General features: G+C 68.3%; 17 protein-coding genes. 11 read left to right on the forward strand and 6 right to left on the reverse strand.

Translation table 11 applies throughout. The features are described from left to right. The first annotated feature begins 163 nt into the window (after nucleotides 1–163). From ribBA to Q3A80_RS28385, 4 genes are all read left to right on the forward strand, one after another. On the forward strand, nucleotides 164–1,306 hold the full coding sequence (gene ribBA / locus Q3A80_RS28370; protein WP_446332124.1) for a bifunctional 3,4-dihydroxy-2-butanone-4-phosphate synthase/GTP cyclohydrolase II: 1,143 nt from the start codon (nucleotides 164–166) through the stop codon (nucleotides 1,304–1,306). Nucleotides 1,307–1,359: 53 nt separating this feature from the next. Next, nucleotides 1,360–1,875: a 6,7-dimethyl-8-ribityllumazine synthase gene (gene ribH, locus Q3A80_RS28375; RefSeq protein WP_040143614.1), complete on the forward strand. Its 516-nt coding sequence runs from the start codon at nucleotides 1,360–1,362 to the stop codon at nucleotides 1,873–1,875. Then, a complete protein-coding gene (gene nusB / locus Q3A80_RS28380; RefSeq protein ID WP_021157083.1) occupies nucleotides 1,872–2,309 on the forward strand; it encodes a transcription antitermination factor NusB in 438 nt (145 codons plus the stop codon). The genes ribH and nusB overlap by 4 nt, the downstream gene beginning before the upstream one ends. Before the next feature lie 70 nt (nucleotides 2,310–2,379). Continuing rightward, the gene (locus tag Q3A80_RS28385) at nucleotides 2,380–3,576 is read left to right on the forward strand and encodes a pyridoxal phosphate-dependent aminotransferase (RefSeq protein ID WP_446332125.1); all 1,197 of its coding nucleotides are present in this window, start codon (nucleotides 2,380–2,382) and stop codon (nucleotides 3,574–3,576) included. Nucleotides 3,577–3,692: 116 nt separating this feature from the next. Here Q3A80_RS28385 and Q3A80_RS28390 read toward each other — a convergent pair whose 3' ends face one another. Beyond that, nucleotides 3,693–4,823 (reverse strand): transglycosylase SLT domain-containing protein, encoded by a 1,131-nt coding sequence (locus Q3A80_RS28390; RefSeq protein WP_446332126.1) that lies wholly within the window; start codon nucleotides 4,821–4,823, stop codon nucleotides 3,693–3,695. A 595-nt stretch (nucleotides 4,824–5,418) separates the two neighbouring features. Between Q3A80_RS28390 and Q3A80_RS28395 the strand changes: the two genes are divergently transcribed. After that, nucleotides 5,419–6,975: a UbiD family decarboxylase gene (locus Q3A80_RS28395; RefSeq protein WP_446332127.1), complete on the forward strand. Its 1,557-nt coding sequence runs from the start codon at nucleotides 5,419–5,421 to the stop codon at nucleotides 6,973–6,975. Between the two features lie 59 nt (nucleotides 6,976–7,034). After that, nucleotides 7,035–7,706: a LysE family translocator gene (locus tag Q3A80_RS28400; protein WP_446332128.1), complete on the forward strand. Its 672-nt coding sequence runs from the start codon at nucleotides 7,035–7,037 to the stop codon at nucleotides 7,704–7,706. A 109-nt stretch (nucleotides 7,707–7,815) separates the two neighbouring features. Here Q3A80_RS28400 and Q3A80_RS28405 read toward each other — a convergent pair whose 3' ends face one another. Further along, nucleotides 7,816–8,109 carry a hypothetical protein gene (locus tag Q3A80_RS28405; RefSeq protein ID WP_446332129.1) on the reverse strand — a complete coding sequence of 98 codons (294 nt, stop codon included), beginning with the start codon at nucleotides 8,107–8,109 and terminating at the stop codon, nucleotides 7,816–7,818. 544 nt (nucleotides 8,110–8,653) lie between these two features. Here Q3A80_RS28405 and Q3A80_RS28410 point away from each other — a divergent pair. Both Q3A80_RS28410 and Q3A80_RS28415 read left to right on the forward strand, forming a co-directional pair. Continuing rightward, entirely contained in the window at nucleotides 8,654–9,583 is a 930-nt protein-coding gene (locus tag Q3A80_RS28410) for a Rossmann-like and DUF2520 domain-containing protein (RefSeq protein WP_446332130.1), read from the forward strand. Between the two features lie 76 nt (nucleotides 9,584–9,659). Beyond that, entirely contained in the window at nucleotides 9,660–10,223 is a 564-nt protein-coding gene (locus Q3A80_RS28415; RefSeq protein WP_069621147.1) for a YggT family protein, read from the forward strand. 12 nt (nucleotides 10,224–10,235) lie between these two features. On the opposite strand, the gene Q3A80_RS28420 is transcribed toward Q3A80_RS28415, so the two are convergent. Continuing rightward, on the reverse strand, nucleotides 10,236–10,586 hold the full coding sequence (locus tag Q3A80_RS28420) for a DUF190 domain-containing protein (RefSeq protein WP_446332131.1): 351 nt from the start codon (nucleotides 10,584–10,586) through the stop codon (nucleotides 10,236–10,238). A 24-nt stretch (nucleotides 10,587–10,610) separates the two neighbouring features. Next, the gene (gene crcB, locus Q3A80_RS28425; protein ID WP_446332132.1) at nucleotides 10,611–10,997 is read right to left on the reverse strand and encodes a fluoride efflux transporter CrcB; all 387 of its coding nucleotides are present in this window, start codon (nucleotides 10,995–10,997) and stop codon (nucleotides 10,611–10,613) included. 25 nt (nucleotides 10,998–11,022) lie between these two features. On the opposite strand from crcB, the gene Q3A80_RS28430 reads away from it, so the two are divergent. Further along, nucleotides 11,023–11,343, forward strand: a complete 321-nt coding sequence (locus Q3A80_RS28430) for a hypothetical protein (protein ID WP_446332133.1) — start codon at nucleotides 11,023–11,025, stop codon at nucleotides 11,341–11,343. A 69-nt stretch (nucleotides 11,344–11,412) separates the two neighbouring features. Further along, a complete protein-coding gene (locus Q3A80_RS28435) occupies nucleotides 11,413–12,624 on the forward strand; it encodes a S53 family peptidase (protein WP_446332134.1) in 1,212 nt (403 codons plus the stop codon). Nucleotides 12,625–12,661: 37 nt separating this feature from the next. Here Q3A80_RS28435 and Q3A80_RS28440 read toward each other — a convergent pair whose 3' ends face one another. Then, on the reverse strand, nucleotides 12,662–13,537 hold the full coding sequence (locus tag Q3A80_RS28440; protein WP_446332135.1) for an SIR2 family NAD-dependent protein deacylase: 876 nt from the start codon (nucleotides 13,535–13,537) through the stop codon (nucleotides 12,662–12,664). Nucleotides 13,538–13,616: 79 nt separating this feature from the next. Further along, nucleotides 13,617–14,240 (reverse strand): NUDIX domain-containing protein, encoded by a 624-nt coding sequence (locus tag Q3A80_RS28445; RefSeq protein ID WP_446332136.1) that lies wholly within the window; start codon nucleotides 14,238–14,240, stop codon nucleotides 13,617–13,619. An 81-nt stretch (nucleotides 14,241–14,321) separates the two neighbouring features. On the opposite strand from Q3A80_RS28445, the gene Q3A80_RS28450 reads away from it, so the two are divergent. Continuing rightward, on the forward strand, nucleotides 14,322–15,077 hold the full coding sequence (locus Q3A80_RS28450; RefSeq protein ID WP_446332137.1) for a DeoR/GlpR family DNA-binding transcription regulator: 756 nt from the start codon (nucleotides 14,322–14,324) through the stop codon (nucleotides 15,075–15,077). The last annotated feature ends 85 nt before the right edge of the window (nucleotides 15,078–15,162 follow it).

The following is a 15,162-nucleotide window of genomic DNA, read 5'->3' on the forward strand; positions in this document are numbered from 1 at the left end:
CCGCGCGCGCCGTTCCCCGGCAGGCCGCGGTGCGCCCGGCCGGTCTGCCGCACGGGCCGGCCGAACCGCTTTCCGGCACGCTCGCCGGGCGCGGGCGGCCCGTGCCAGCCGAAACGTGCGCCGGCTGGCGTAAAATACGCACTTTCCTCTTTCTCGCCCCCTTATGACGCTCGCCTCCACGCTCGACATCATCGCGGAGTTGAAAGCCGGCCGGATGGTGATCCTGGTCGACGAAGAAGACCGCGAAAACGAAGGCGACCTCGTGATCGCCGCCGAATTCGTCACGCCGGAAGCGATCAACTTCATGGCCAAGTACGGCCGCGGCCTGATTTGTCTGACGTTGACGCAGGAACGCTGCAAGCAGCTGCACCTGCCGCTGATGACCTATCGCAACGGCACGCAGTACGGCACCGCCTTCACGGTCAGCATCGAAGCGGCCGAAGGTGTGACGACCGGCATCTCGGCCGCCGACCGCGCGCACACGATCGCCACGGCGGTCGCGCACGACGTCCGCCCCGAGCACATCGTGCAGCCGGGCCACGTGTTCCCGATCATGGCGCAGCCGGGCGGCGTGCTCGTGCGCGCGGGCCACACCGAGGCCGGCTGCGACTTCACCGCGCTCGCCGGGCTCACGCCGGCCGCGGTGATCTGCGAGGTCATCAAGGACGACGGCACGATGGCGCGCCTGCCCGACCTGCTCGAATTCGCGAAGGAGCACGGTCTGAAGATCGGCACGATCGCCGATCTGATCCAGTATCGCAGCCGCACCGAATCGATCATCGAGCGAATCGCCGAGCGCACGATGCAGACCGCGCACGGCACGTTCCGCGCGGTGCTGTACCGCGACCAGCCGAGCGGCTCGCCACACATCGCGCTGGTGCGCGGCACGCCGTCGCCGGACGTCGACACGCCGGTGCGCGTGCACGAGCCGCTGTCGGTCCTCGACCTGCTCGAGACGGGCATCTCGACGCACTCGTGGACACTCGACGCCGCGATGCGCGACATCGCGGAACGCGACCTCGGCGTGATCGTGCTGCTCAACTGCGGCGACACGAAGGAACATCTGATCGACGTCTTCAAGGCGTTCGACGAGGAAGAAAAGGCCGCTGCGCTGAAGCGCCGGCCGGTCGATTTCAAGACGTTCGGCATCGGCGCGCAGATCCTGCGCGATGTCGGCGTCGGCAAGATGCAGGTGCTGTCGAATCCGCGCAAGCTGGGCAGCATGTCCGGCTACGGCCTCGAAGTCACGGGCTTCATTCCGATGCCCGGCGGCGAAGCCAAGTCCTGCCCGGCGTCCAACGCGTAACCCGCCACGGCGCTTTCGCCCTATAACCGTTCATCCACACCACGGACCAGATCATGGAAATCGGACAATACCAACCGAATCTCGAAGGCGACGGCCTGCGTATCGGCATCGTGCAATCCCGCTTCAACGAACCCGTCTGCAACGGCCTCGCCGATGCATGCGTCGAAGAACTCGAGCGCCTCGGCGTCTCCGGTGAAGACGTGCTGCTCGTGTCGGTGCCCGGCGCGCTGGAAATCCCGCTCGCGCTGCAAAAGCTCGCGGAAAGCGGCCAGTTCGACGCACTGATCGCGCTCGGCGCGGTGATCCGCGGCGAGACGTACCACTTCGAACTCGTGTCGAACGAGAGCGGCGCGGGCATCACCCGCATCGGCCTCGACTTCAACCTGCCGATCGCGAACGCGGTGCTGACGACCGAAAACGACGAGCAGGCCGTCGCACGCATGACCGAGAAGGGTCGTGACGCCGCACGCGTCGCGGTCGAGATGGCCAACCTGACGATGGCGCTCGACCAGCTCGGCGACGACGAGGACGAAGAAGAAGACGAAGACGACGAAGAGGAGCGCGCATGAAGAAGAGCGCCCGCCGACAATCGCGCGAGCTGGCGACGCAGGGCCTGTATCAGTGGCTGCTGTCGAACGCGTCCTCCGGCGAGATCGACGCGCAGCTGCGCGGCGCGCTCGGTTACGACAAGGCCGACAAGGAACTGCTCGACGCGATCCTGCACGGCGTGATTCGCGAGCATGCGACGCTCGTCGAAGCCCTCACGCCGTCGCTGGACCGTCCGATCGACCAGCTGTCGCCGGTCGAACGCGCGGTGCTGCTGATCGCGACGTTCGAGCTCACGCACCACGTCGAAACGCCGTATCGCGTGATCATCAACGAAGCCGTCGAACTCGCGAAGACGTTCGGTGGCTCCGACGGCTACAAGTACGTCAACGGCGTGCTCGACAAGCTCGCCGCGAAACTGCGCCCCGCGGAAACGCAGGCGCGCCGCAACGGCTGATGCCGTCGCTCGACGGGCGCGCAAGCGCCCGTTTTTCGTTCTCCCCCGCCACTCCCGCCCCGCCCGACCGATGAATACCACCGCCGATTCGCTCGTCACGCTCGCCGCACGCGTCGACGCGATCCAGCCCTTCCATGTAATGGAACTGATGAAGGAGGCACAGCGGCTCGAGTCCTCCGGGCGCGATGTTATCCACATGGGTATCGGCGAGCCGGATTTCACCGCGCCGGAGCCCGTCGTCGAAGCGGCCGCGGCGGCATTGCGCCGCGGCGTCACGCAGTACACGGGCGCGCTCGGCATCGCACCGCTGCGCGAAGCGATCGCCGCGCACTATGCGCGCGCGTACGGCCTGACGATCAGCCCGGAGCGCATCGTCGTGACGGCCGGCGCGTCGGGCGCGCTGCTGCTCGCGTGTCTCGCGCTCGTCGGCCGCGACGACGAGGTGCTGATGCCCGACCCGTCGTATCCGTGCAACCGGCACTTCGTCGCGGCGGCCGAAGGCCGGCCGGTGCTCGTGCCAAGCGGCCCGGAAGCCCGTTTCCAGCTCACCGCCGACGACGTCCGCACGCGCTGGGGCAGCCGCACGCGCGGCGTGCTGCTCGCGTCGCCGTCGAACCCGACCGGCACGTCGCTCGAACCGGACGAGTTGAAGCGGATCGTCGAGGCCGTGCGCGCACGCGGCGGCTTCACGATCGTCGACGAGATCTACCAGGGGCTCAGCTACGACGCGGCGCCCGTGTCGGCGCTGGCGTATGGCGACGATGTCGTCACCGTCAACAGCTTCTCGAAGTACTTCAGCATGACCGGCTGGCGGCTCGGCTGGCTCGTCGTACCGCCGGCGCTGGTCGGCACGTTCGAAAAGCTGCAGCAGAACCTGTTCATCTGCCCGTCCGCGCTCGCGCAGCACGCAGCGCTCGCATGCTTCGAACCGGCCGCGCTCGACATCTACGAAGCGCGCCGCGTCGAATTCAAGCGCCGCCGCGACTTCATCGCGCCGGCGCTCGAAAAGCTCGGCTTCACGGTGCCGGTGATGCCGGACGGCGCGTTCTACGTGTATGCGAATTGCCGCGGCGTCGCGCATCCGGCCGCAGGCGACAGCGCGGCACTCACGCAGGCGATGCTGCATGACGCGGGCGTCGTGCTGGTGCCGGGCATGGATTTCGGTGTCCATGCGCCGCACGACTATATCCGGCTGTCCTATGCGACCGCCTACGCGCGCCTCGAGGAGGCCGTCGAGCGGCTCGCGAAGCTGTTCGGGCAGCACTGACGCCGCGCGTCGCCGGTTCCCTCCGGCGCTTCGGCCACCGCGGCCCCCTGCGCACGAAAAAAAGCACCCGGATCGGGTGCTTTTTTCGTTTCGGCGCGGCTATGGCTGACGCGGTGTTACGCGCCCAGCTCCGAATGATCGCCGCCGTGCGCCTGCTTCGCGGTATCGACGCTTGCGTCGTCCTGCTGCGGCGCGCTCTTCGGCGCGGCAGCGGCCTTCGCGGTGATCGGCTGAGCGCCGTCGAGCGTCGCGTGCACGCGCTTCGCGCCGCCTGCCGCGGCCGTCACCGAAGCGGTCACGATCGGCTTCGACGGCTGGGCCGGCGCCTGCGGCGCGTTGATCGGCACGCTGCGGCCATGCGCGACATCGCGCAGACGGCCACGCTCGGCCATCACCTTCGACCCGTATGCGTTGTCGTCCGGGTTCGTCGAGCCGTTGTACAGGCGCAGGCCGTTCGCGAGCGAGCCGCCGCGAGCGATGCAGTCCTTCAGCACCAGCGCGCCGACCTGCAGGTTCGCGAGCGGCTGCAGCGCGGTGTCGGTACCGCCGAAATATTCGAACTTGTCGGAATGGACCTTCGACATCACCTGCATCAGGCCCTGCGCGCCGACGCCGCTTTCCGCGTACGGGTTGAAGCCCGATTCGATCGCCATCACGGACAGCAGCAGCAGCGGATCGAGACCGACGTCGCGGCCGGTCTGGAACGCCGCCTTGACGAGCTGGCCGAGCGGCTCCTGGGCGACACGGTAGCGGCGCGACAGGTAGGTGGCGACGAGCGCCTGTTCGCGGTTCGACGCGAGCGCACGATCGTCGCGCGCATCAGCCGGAACCCGCTGGGTCGGAATCAGTTTCGCGAGCGCGACCGGCGACGGACCGTTGCGGGCCGGATCGGACGCGTCGTTCTGCGCGGCGGCTTCCGGGGCGACGTCGAGGCCCACGGCGAGCGCATCGGTTTCCGGCGCGTCTTCCTGCTGCGGCTGCACGCCGGCAGGTGCGAAATTCGGCAGCGGATGACCGGTCAGCAGACGGGCCGGACCGGCCTGCACGGCCGCGGATACGACCGGCATCAGCTTCGCGGCGAGATCTCCGCGCACGGTCGGCAGCAGCCACAGGGCAAGCGCAACCGCGACAGCGCAACAGCCGACAACGCTGAATAGATGGTGACTGACACGCGTCCCGCGACGCAGCATGTCGCGCACGAACTGCGCATGCTGCTCACTGGGACGCCACGATAACCAAGCGTTCATTCAGATCATCTCCCATGAACATGACTCGTGCGGCTCGCTCAGCTCGGTGGCGAGACAGAAAACGCGCCGCGGAATCACGACGCCGCACGCCTTGGTTGGGGCGCGCAAGCATCGGGGAAACGGTATAAGTACCGTTCAGGGCCACGGTGTAAGAGGGCCGGCGCCTTCGCACCATGGGCGAGGCGGGCATACGCGGTGGCACCCACGCAAAAAACCAGCGTCTGGTGGCGCTGGTTGGGACTACGACAAAGGCCGTCGAATACGCCGTGCAGGTTTCGGCGGACGGTGACGCGCTGCGTCAAAGATCGGTGATTGGCGGCTCGAAGCCGTTTACCCTGCAGCCAATGTGAGCGGATTCTAGCAGGGTTTTATAGATCGTCAACACTACAAAACCTCGAAATTATAACAAAAAGTAATTTAAAACCGCCCTTCAGATCGCAAGCCCCGTGCCGTAGGGGCTTCGCGCGCGATCGACTTTTTTCTCGGCCAGGCGAGCGCGCGGCGCCCCGGGTAAAATCGTCGGTCGATTGGGGGTCGCAGCGGCCGCTGCGCCCGACCATCGCTGCCCGTTCCGCGGGTAGCCCGGACCTTCTTCATGAAATACAAAGACTTACGCGATTTCATCCAGCGCCTGGAGGCGCTCGGCGAACTGCGGCGCGTCACGCAACCCGTGTCGCCCGTGCTCGAAATGACCGAGCTGTGCGACCGCGTGCTGCGCGCCGGCGGCCCCGCGCTGCTGTTCAATGCGCCGCCCGGCAATGCGTTCCCCGTGCTCGGCAACCTGTTCGGCACGCCGCGCCGCGTCGCGCTCGGGATGGGCGTCGATGCGGGCGACGACGCCGCGCTCGGCTCGCTGCGCGATCTCGGCCGGCTGCTGTCCGCGCTGAAGGAGCCGGATCCGCCGAAGAGCCTGAAGGACGCCGGCAAGCTGCTGTCGCTCGCGAAGGCCGTATGGGACATGGCGCCGAAATCGGTGTCGTCGCCGCCGTGCCAGGAGATCGTCTGGGAGGGCGCCGACGTCGACCTGGACAAGCTGCCGATCCAGACCTGCTGGCCGGGCGACGCGGGGCCGCTCGTCACGTGGGGCCTGACGGTCACGCGCGGGCCGAACAAGCCGCGCCAGAACCTCGGCATCTACCGCCAGCAGCTGATCGGCCGCAACAAGCTGATCATGCGCTGGCTCGCGCATCGCGGCGGTGCGCTCGACTTCCGCGAATTCGCGCTGAAGAACCCCGGCAAGCCGTACCCGGTCGCCGTCGTGCTCGGCGCGGATCCGGCCACGACGCTCGGCGCGGTGACGCCGGTGCCCGACTCGCTGTCCGAGTACCAGTTCGCGGGCCTCTTGCGCGGCAGCCGCACCGAGCTCGCGAAGTGCCTGACGCCCGGCGTCGACACGCTGCAGGTGCCCGCACGCGCGGAGATCGTGCTCGAAGGCTTCATTTATCCGCAGGAAGGCACGCCCGCCCCTGCCCCGGCAGGCGCGCCGCCGCGCCCGGCCGGCAATGCGGCGGCCGCATACGAGCACGCGCTCGAAGGCCCGTACGGCGACCACACCGGCTACTACAACGAGCAGGAGTGGTTTCCGGTGTTCACCGTCGAGCGCATCACGATGCGCCGCGACGCGATCTATCACTCGACCTACACGGGCAAGCCGCCCGACGAGCCGGCCGTGCTCGGCGTCGCGCTGAACGAGGTGTTCGTGCCGCTGCTGCAGAAGCAGTTCACCGAGATCACCGACTTCTACCTGCCGCCGGAAGGCTGCAGCTACCGGATGGCCATCGTCCAGATGAAGAAGAGCTACGCGGGCCATGCGAAGCGCGTGATGTTCGGCGTGTGGAGCTTCCTGCGGCAGTTCATGTATACGAAGTTCATCGTGGTTGTCGACGAGGACGTGAACATCCGCGACTGGAACGAGGTGATCTGGGCGATCACGACGCGCGTCGATCCCGTACGCGACACCGTGATGGTCGACAGCACGCCGATCGACTATCTCGATTTCGCATCGCCGGTCGCGGGCCTCGGTTCGAAGATGGGGCTCGACGCGACCAACAAGTGGCCCGGCGAGACCAGCCGCGAATGGGGCCGTCCGATCGAGATGGATGCGGCCGTGAAGGCGCGCGTCGACCGGCTCTGGCAGGAGATCGGACTCTAGACCCGCACGGCCGGCATGCGCCGGCGCGTGCATCGAATGCACCCGCAACACGAACGACGATGAGCTTTCCGCCCGCCTCGATGCTGTCCGATGGATTCTTCCTGTCGCTGTCGCTGTGTCTCGACATCGGCCTCGTCAACGTCGCGATGCTGTCGCTGACGCTGTCGCACGGCTTCCGGCCGGGCTTCTGGCTCGGCGTCGGCTCGTGCGTCGGCGATCTCGTGTACGCGGCGCTGGCGCTCGCGGGCATGGCGGTGCTGCTGCAGTTCGACGCCGTGCGCTGGATCGTGTGGATCGGCGGCGGTGCGGTGCTGCTGTTCCTCACGTGGAAGATGGCACGCGAAGCGCTCGCGCCGGCCAGCGACGTCGGCCGCGGCGACGCGGACGACACGCCGCAGCCGCGTGCCAGCGCGCGGCGCAGCTTCATGCGCGGGATGCTGCTCGCGATGTCGTCGCCGAGCGCGATCCTGTGGTTCGCGGCGGTCGGCGGCGCGCTGATCGCCAAAGCCGGCGCGACCACGCCGGCGACGGCGTCGGTGTTCCTGTCCGGCTTCTTCCTCGGCGGCCTCGCATGGACGCTCTTCATGTGCACGCTCGCGAGCCAGGGCCGCAAGCGCGCGGGCGCGGGGCTGATGCGCGCGTGCCATGTGGCTTCCGCGCTGCTGTTCGCGTATTTCTCGTACAGCGTGATCGTCGGCGGCTATCGCGACCTGATCGCCCACGCGGCGTAATCGCCGGGCCGGCCGCGCGTGCGGCCGCCGCCCAAATGAAAAACGGCGCAACGTCCAGTGAAGGACGTTGCGCCGTTTTGCCGCGCGCGGTCACGCCGCGCGGGCCGCGTCAACGACGCCAGTAACCGTGGTGGCCCCAGCCGCCGTACCCGTGACGCCAGTACGGACGCCCGTAGTAGCCGCCGACGACCACGGGCGGCGGCGCATAGTAGGCCGGCGCCGGCGCGTAATACACGGGCGGAGGCGGCGGTGCGTAATAGACGGGCGGCGGCGCCGCATACACGGGGTACGCCGGTGCGAGCGGCACACCGATGCCGACCCCGATCGACACGTGGGCCTGCGCGGCGCTCGCGGCACCCAGGCCCAGCGCGGCGGCGGCGATGAACGGAATGAGCTTTTTCACTTCGATTCTCCTGCTGGAGCGGTAATTTGTGCGCTCCTGTCGGCAACGGCGGGCATGCACGTCGCATGAAAGCAATGTAGCGAAAACCCGCCCGGCGCGTATCGTGCATTTGTTGCAAATTGCAATTCCATACGGCTGAAGCCACGGTGCGACATGGCTTTGCGGATCGTCGCCATCCCTTGCCGGCCGCGCGGCTCCGTCCGAGTTCGGAGATTGCCCCACGTGCGCCGGTCAGTCTTACCGGCTCCGGCCCGCGCTGTGGGGACGCTTGCGTAATGAACGATTACAAATTTGAGACAAGACGCCGACAATTCAAGCGTGGCGGAGATTCCGCTTGATTCGGGGACGGATCGAAGCATCGCAAGGATGTGGCGACATGACATGCTTTGCCGCCGCGCGCGAAGCCCGGACCGTTCTAGGCCGCGGCCTCCGATCATCCCGCGTCATCGCCATCCTCTCCGTCAGGACGGACACGCCCGGTTCACGGCCGCGCCGCCATTCCTGCGATACTGCCGTCTGCTCCGTTTTCGCGCGTTCCCCGATCATGGCCCTCCCCGACACTCCCCGCCTCGGCTTCATCGGCGCCGGCCGCCTCGCGCGCTGCGTCGCGCAGCGTTTCGCCACGGCCGGCTTTCCGGTCGTCGCGATCGCGAGCCGCACCGCTGCATCGGCTACGGCACTCGCCGCGCGCATCGACGGCTGCCGCGCAGCCGGCACGCCGCAGGAAGTCGTCGATGCCGCCGACCTGATCTTCCTGACGGTGCCGGACGACCATCTGGCGGCGACGGCCGCCGCGCTGCGGTTCGATGCGGCGCGCGCGGCGGACCAGGCGCTCGTCCACTGCAGCGGCGCGTCGGCGGTCGACCTGCTGGACCCGGCGAAACGGCAGGGCGCGGCCACCGGCGGCTTCCATCCGCTCTACCTGTTCGGCGGCACGGACGCCGATCTCGCGCGCATCGACGGCTGCTCGGTCACGCTCGAGGCCGACGGCGCGCTGCATGCGACGCTGCTGCGGCTGACTGCCGCACTCGGCTGCCATCCGCTGTCGATTCCGGCCGGCGGCCGGATGCTCTATCACGCGGCCGCGCACTACGCGGCGAGCTTCGCGCTGTGCGGTCTGTCGGAAGCGGTCAACCTGTGGCGCGGCCTCGGCTTCGACGAGGAGGCGGCGCTGCGCGCGCTACTGCCGATGCTCGCCGGCACCATCGAAACCGCGCGCGACAAGGGCCTCGCGAACGCGCTCGCGGGCCCGGTGTCGCGTGGCGACACCGGCATCGTCGAGCGCCAGCTCGCGCTGCTCGAAGCGCGCGGCGGCGATCACGCGACGCTGTATGCGCTGATGACGCGCCGTGCGGTCGCGCTCGCGGCGAAGCGCAGCGCACCGCCGGCCGCGCTGCCGGCGCTCGCGCAGGCCGTCGAAACGTCGCTTGCGCGCACCGCCGGGTCCCCCTCCCCGCCGCGAGACGAGGCGTGATAAGGTGTCGGCCGATGCGCCGCCATCCGGCGTTGGCGGCCGCACGCTACTCGACTGTATAAAAAGGATGCCAACGATGTTCGGCGAGATCGCCCGTTTTCTGCTCAATACCGTCTTCACCCTGTTCGGCGCCGCGCTGATCCTGCGCGTCTGGATGCAGGCCGTCCGCGTGCCGCCGTACAACCCCGTCACGCAGGCCGTGCTGCAGGCGACCAACTGGCTCGTGCTGCCGCTGCGCCGCGTGATCGCGGGCGTGCGCGGCATCGACTGGGCGAGCGTCGTCGCCGCGCTCCTCACCGCGCTCGTCTATGTGGTGCTGATGGTCGTGATGGCCGGCTTCGACCCGGCCGCCGTGATCGCGACGCTCGTCGTGGTCGCGCTGCTCACGGTCGTGAAGTGGGCGCTCAATCTGGTGATCTGGATGACGATCCTGATGGCGCTGCTGTCGTGGCTCAATCCGCGCTCGCCGGCGATGCCGATCCTCTACCAGCTCACCGCGCCGTTCCTGAACCCGCTGCGCCGCGTGATCCCGAACCTCGGCGGCATCGACCTGTCGCCGATCCTGCTGTTCGTGATCGTGCAGGTGCTGCTGATGGTCGTCACGCGCGCGGCCGTGTCGCTGACGATGTTCGGCATCTGACGCGCCGTCGCGCTACGCTGCCGGCCCCTGCGCCGGCGGCGCGCCGAGCGTGTCGATCACGCCGAAACGGGCCGGTATCATCGCGTAGCACACGCGCACCTTCTCGCGCGACAGCCGCTCGAGCAACTGCTGCGCCTCGTCCTCGGTGACGATGAATTCCACTTCGACCGCGAGCGAACCCTGCAGTTCGAAAAAGCGATCCTCGTGCAGCACGCGATGCCGGCCGAAGCCGGCCATCGCGCGGAATGCGGATCCGCCCGCGACGCCCATCCGGTTCCCTTCTTCGAGCAACCACTCCCACAGCGGTTTCCAGTGCAGCCGGTGCTGCTCGTGCACGTAGAAGCGCAAGAAGACCCTGTCCATCGCGCCCTCCCGATGCCGGCGCGCTCAGGCCGCCGCGAACCACGCGCGCGCGGTCCACATGCCGAGCGCCGTCAGCGTGAACGATCCAGTCAAGTGTAGGGCAGCCACCGCGAACGCCCATCCCAATTCGCCCTGCACCGCGTGCGTCATCACCTCGACCGAATAGGTCGAGAACGTCGTGAGGCCGCCGAGGAAGCCCGTGATCACGAACAGCCGCCACTCGGGCGGCAGCCCGACTCGCGTGGTGAACACGACGGCGGCGATGCCGATCACGTAGCCGCCGATCAGGTTCGCGGCGAGCGTACCGAGCGGCACCGCCGGAAAGAACGCGTTGAGCGCGAGGCTCAGGAACCAGCGCAGCAACGCGCCGAGCCCGGCGCCGACGAAGATCGCGACGATCGAATAGAACAAGGGAACTCCTCGCTGACGACGCCGCGTGGCGGGTGCGGCCTACGCCGAACTGTATGCGCAATCGCGCCGCGGCGGCAATGGCGGCAGGCCGGCGGCCGGGTCGCGAACCGGGCCGCACAGGCGCTGCGCATTCGATTATTCCTGCGCGGCTGCCGGTTTCGACATTTTCCGCCGGATTACGCAGGACATTACAAATTCATCCCAAAGCGAATCGATTATCGATTCGCTTTTCAACACCGAAAAGGCGGTTTTACGCCGCCGCCCATTAATCCTCGAGACCCGCGTTTTTCCGGGCTCCCCGCGTACTTTCCCTTATCAGACATTCCCGAATCCGGCCGATATTTGATGCAATCGGTGCAGCCGATTTCGTAAAATTATTTCGCCACCCTGCTCCATCGACATGGAGATTCAAAACATGAACAATATCCGCCTGTCATCCATGTTGATTCCGGCGTTGTGCGCGTCGCTGCTCGCATCGACCGTCGCGCTCGCCGACGACAACGGCACCGCGTCCTACGTCGAAGGCCACCGCGCACCGAAAGGCTATGCGCGTCCGCCGTTCCATACGAAGCCGCGCGCCAGCACGGCCACCGTGGCCGGCCTCACGCCCGCGCTCACCCGGCATGCGTACGGGTTCGACACGCTCGCGAACCAGGGCGACGGGATGGTCGTCGCGATCGTCGACGCATACGACGATCCGAAGATCGAAGCCGATCTGGGCGTGTTCAGCAATACGTTCGCGCTGCCGGCCTGCACCACGGCGAACGGCTGCTTCACCAAGGTGTACGCGCGCGGCTCCCGGCCGAAGACCGATTCGGGCTGGTCGCTCGAGATCTCGCTCGACGTCGAATGGGTGCATGCGATCGCGCCGAAGGCGAAGATCATTCTCGTCGAGGCCGCGTCGGCCAGCTTCAACGACCTGATGACGGCGGTCGACGTCGCGGTGAAGCGCGGCGCGTCGGTCGTGTCGATGAGTTTCGGCGGCAACGAATTCAGCAGCGAGACCGGCTTCGACGGCCACTTCAACGTGTCGGGCGTCACGTTCGTCGCGTCGTCCGGCGACAGCGGCACCGGTACCGAGTATCCGGCGGCATCGCCGTACGTCGTCGCGGTGGGCGGCACGACGCTGTCGACCGACGCGTCCGGCAGCTACGTCGGCGAAGCGGCGTGGAGCGGCAGCGGCGGCGGCGTGAGCAGCGTCGAGGCCGAGCCGGCCGGCCAGACCGGCTGGCCGATTCCGGTGGCCGGCAAGCGCGGCGTGCCCGACGTCAGCTACGACGCGAATCCGTCCAGCGGCTTCGCGGTGTACGACTCGGTCACGTATCAGGGGCAGGCCGGCTGGTTCCAGGTCGGCGGCACGAGCGCGGGCGCGCCGCAATGGTCGGCGCTCGTCGCGATCGCGAATTCGCTGCGCGCGGCGGCTGGCAAGAACCCGTTGAGCGGCGCCGACAACACACTCTATGCGGTCGGGAAAAGCGCGTACGGCAGCGACTATCACGACGTCACGACCGGCTCGAACGGCAGCTGCGGCAGCATCTGCAACGCGGCCGGCGGCTACGACTACGTGACGGGGCTCGGTTCGCCGGTCGCGCCGTCGCTGATTCAGGCGCTCGTCGGGCAGCCGTAAGCGCGCGACCGCCGTCGTGCAACGCGCGCCGCAGCGCTCAGCCGCCGTGCCAGGCGCGGTCGAGCGCGGCGAGCGTCGCGAGCGCGCCGCCTTTCAGTCCGATCACGTCCGCGCGGCGCGCGTGCGCTTCCCGCGCGTTGATGCGGATCACATCCGCGCCGAACCGTTCGCTCAGCAGCCGCACGGTCGGAATCGCGGTGCCCGCGCCGATCTCGACGACGGTCACCCGGCCCGCCCGGGCCATCCACGCGTCCAGTGCGCGCTGCTGCGCGTCGTAGCGTTCGCCGAGCCAGCCGCGGTCGCCGAACATCAGGATGTTCGGCCGCGCGAGGCCGCCGCAGCGCGGGCAGCGCGGCGACTCGCCGATCAGCCGGCACGCGGCCGCGTCGACGTCGGGCGTGAACGACGCGGCGTCCCACGTGTCGTCGGAGCACGGCCGCAGACACTGCATCGCGTGGATCGAACCGTGAATCTCTACGATTCGCGCGGGATCGAAGCCGGCCTTCTGGAACTGGCCGTCGACATTGCTCGTCAGCACGAAGCCGCCGTTCGGCATCGCATCCATCCAGCGCCGCAGGATCGCGAAGCCCGCGTGCGGCACCGTCTGCCGGTAGAGTTCGAGCCGATGCCCGTAGAAGCCCCACGCCAGTTGCGGCTGCGCGCGGAACGCCTGCGGCGATGCAATCTCGTGGAATTCGAAACGCTCGCGACGCAGCGCCGGATACGCGCGCCAGAAGCCGTCCGTGCCGCGGAAATCGGGCAGCCCCGAATCGACGCCGATACCGGCACCGGCCGTCACGAGCAACGCATCGGCACGCGCGAGCGCGTCGACGGCGGACGCGATCAGATCGGCCGGCAGTGACGCGCCGGCGGCGCTGGAATCGATAGAGTCGGGCGAATCGGAAAGCGGCATGACGGAGGAGCGGTGACGTCGAACGGTGCGCGGGTGGCGTCGCGCGATGATACGCCGGTTCGAGCGGCGCGCCGCTGCCTTATGAGGTCGAGGCGGTCGAGGCGGACGAGGCGGTCGCGCCCGCGTGCTCCCGCAGCGCGACGTACTGCAGCAGCATGATCGTCTTCGCATCGACGATCTCGCCGCGCTCGACCGCATCGAGCGCCGCGTGCAGCGGCATCTCGACGACCTCGAGATCCTCGCCCTCATCCGCGATGCCGCCGCCGTCGCCCGTGCGCAGCGACGCATCGTATTCGCCGACGAAGAAATGCAGCTTCTCCGTCACCGAACCCGGGCTCATGAACGCCTCGAACACCTTGCGCACGCCGCGCACGCGATAGCCGGTCTCCTCCTCGGCCTCCGCGCGGATACGCGCTTCGGGCGTCGCGTCGTCGAGCAGGCCGGCGGCGGCTTCGAGCAGCATCCCGTCGTGCCCGTTGACGAACGCCGGCATCCGGAACTGGCGCGTGAGCAGCACGTCGCCCGTCGCCGCGTTGCGCAGCAGGATCGTCGCGCCGTTGCCGCGGTCGTAGGTTTCGCGGCTCAGGCGCTGCCACGTACCGTCGCGGCGCAGGAAATCGAACGTCACCTTCTTCAGCACATACCAGTCATCGGACAGCACCGTCGTATCGACGATGCGCACGCGGTCTTGCGTTGCGGCCATGGCGGCCTCCCATTCGACAAGCGACGGCGCTCATGGTAGCGTGCATATTCGTGCAATTTCAAGAAATTTCGTGCAACCACGATGCTGACGACCCAACGCAAGAAAGCGATCCTCGACGCGCTCGGCCGCGACGGCCAGGTGCTGGCGGCGCAGCTGAGCGCGCAATTCGGCGTATCCGAAGACACGATCCGCCGCGACCTGCGCGAGCTGGCGGCCGAAGGGCTGCTGCAGCGCGTGCACGGCGGCGCGCTGCCGGCGTCCCCGGCCATCGCGCCGTTCGCGCAGCGCGAGACGCTCGATATCGCGGAGAAGCGCCGTATCGCGCGCCGTGCCGCGCAGATGATCTCGCCCGGGCAGGTTGCGATCGTCGACGGCGGTACGACGTCGGCGCTGCTCGTCAGCCAGTTGCCGCCTGACCTGCGCGCGACGATCGTTACGCACAGCCCGAGCGTCGCGGTCGCGCTGGCTGCGCACCCGTCGATCGACGTGATCCTGATCGGCGGGCGGCTCTACAAGCATTCGATCGTCGCGGTGGGCGCCGCGGCGATGGAAGGCATCGCGCGCATTCATGCGGACCTGTATTTCATGGGCGTGACCGGCGTTCATCCGGTCGCCGGGCTCAGCACCGGCGACTTCGAGGAAGCGGCGATCAAGCGCGCGCTGGCCGAGCGCGCGGCCGAGACGGTCGTGCTCGCGTCGCACTCCAAACTGCAGGCTGCGTCGCAGTTCGTGATCGGCGAACTCACCCTCGCGCAGGCCATCGTGGTCGAACAGGAGACCGATGCGGCGCTGACCGGACCGATCGAGGCTGCGGGCGTGACGGTCGTGCGCGCGTAGCCCCGCGGCGGCTTTGGCTTTGGCTTTGGCTTTGGCTTTGGCGCCACGATCGTTGCGCGGACCACGCTGCCGGCTGGATGTCAGC

It is taken from the genome of Burkholderia sp. SR8 (genome assembly GCF_052851275.1).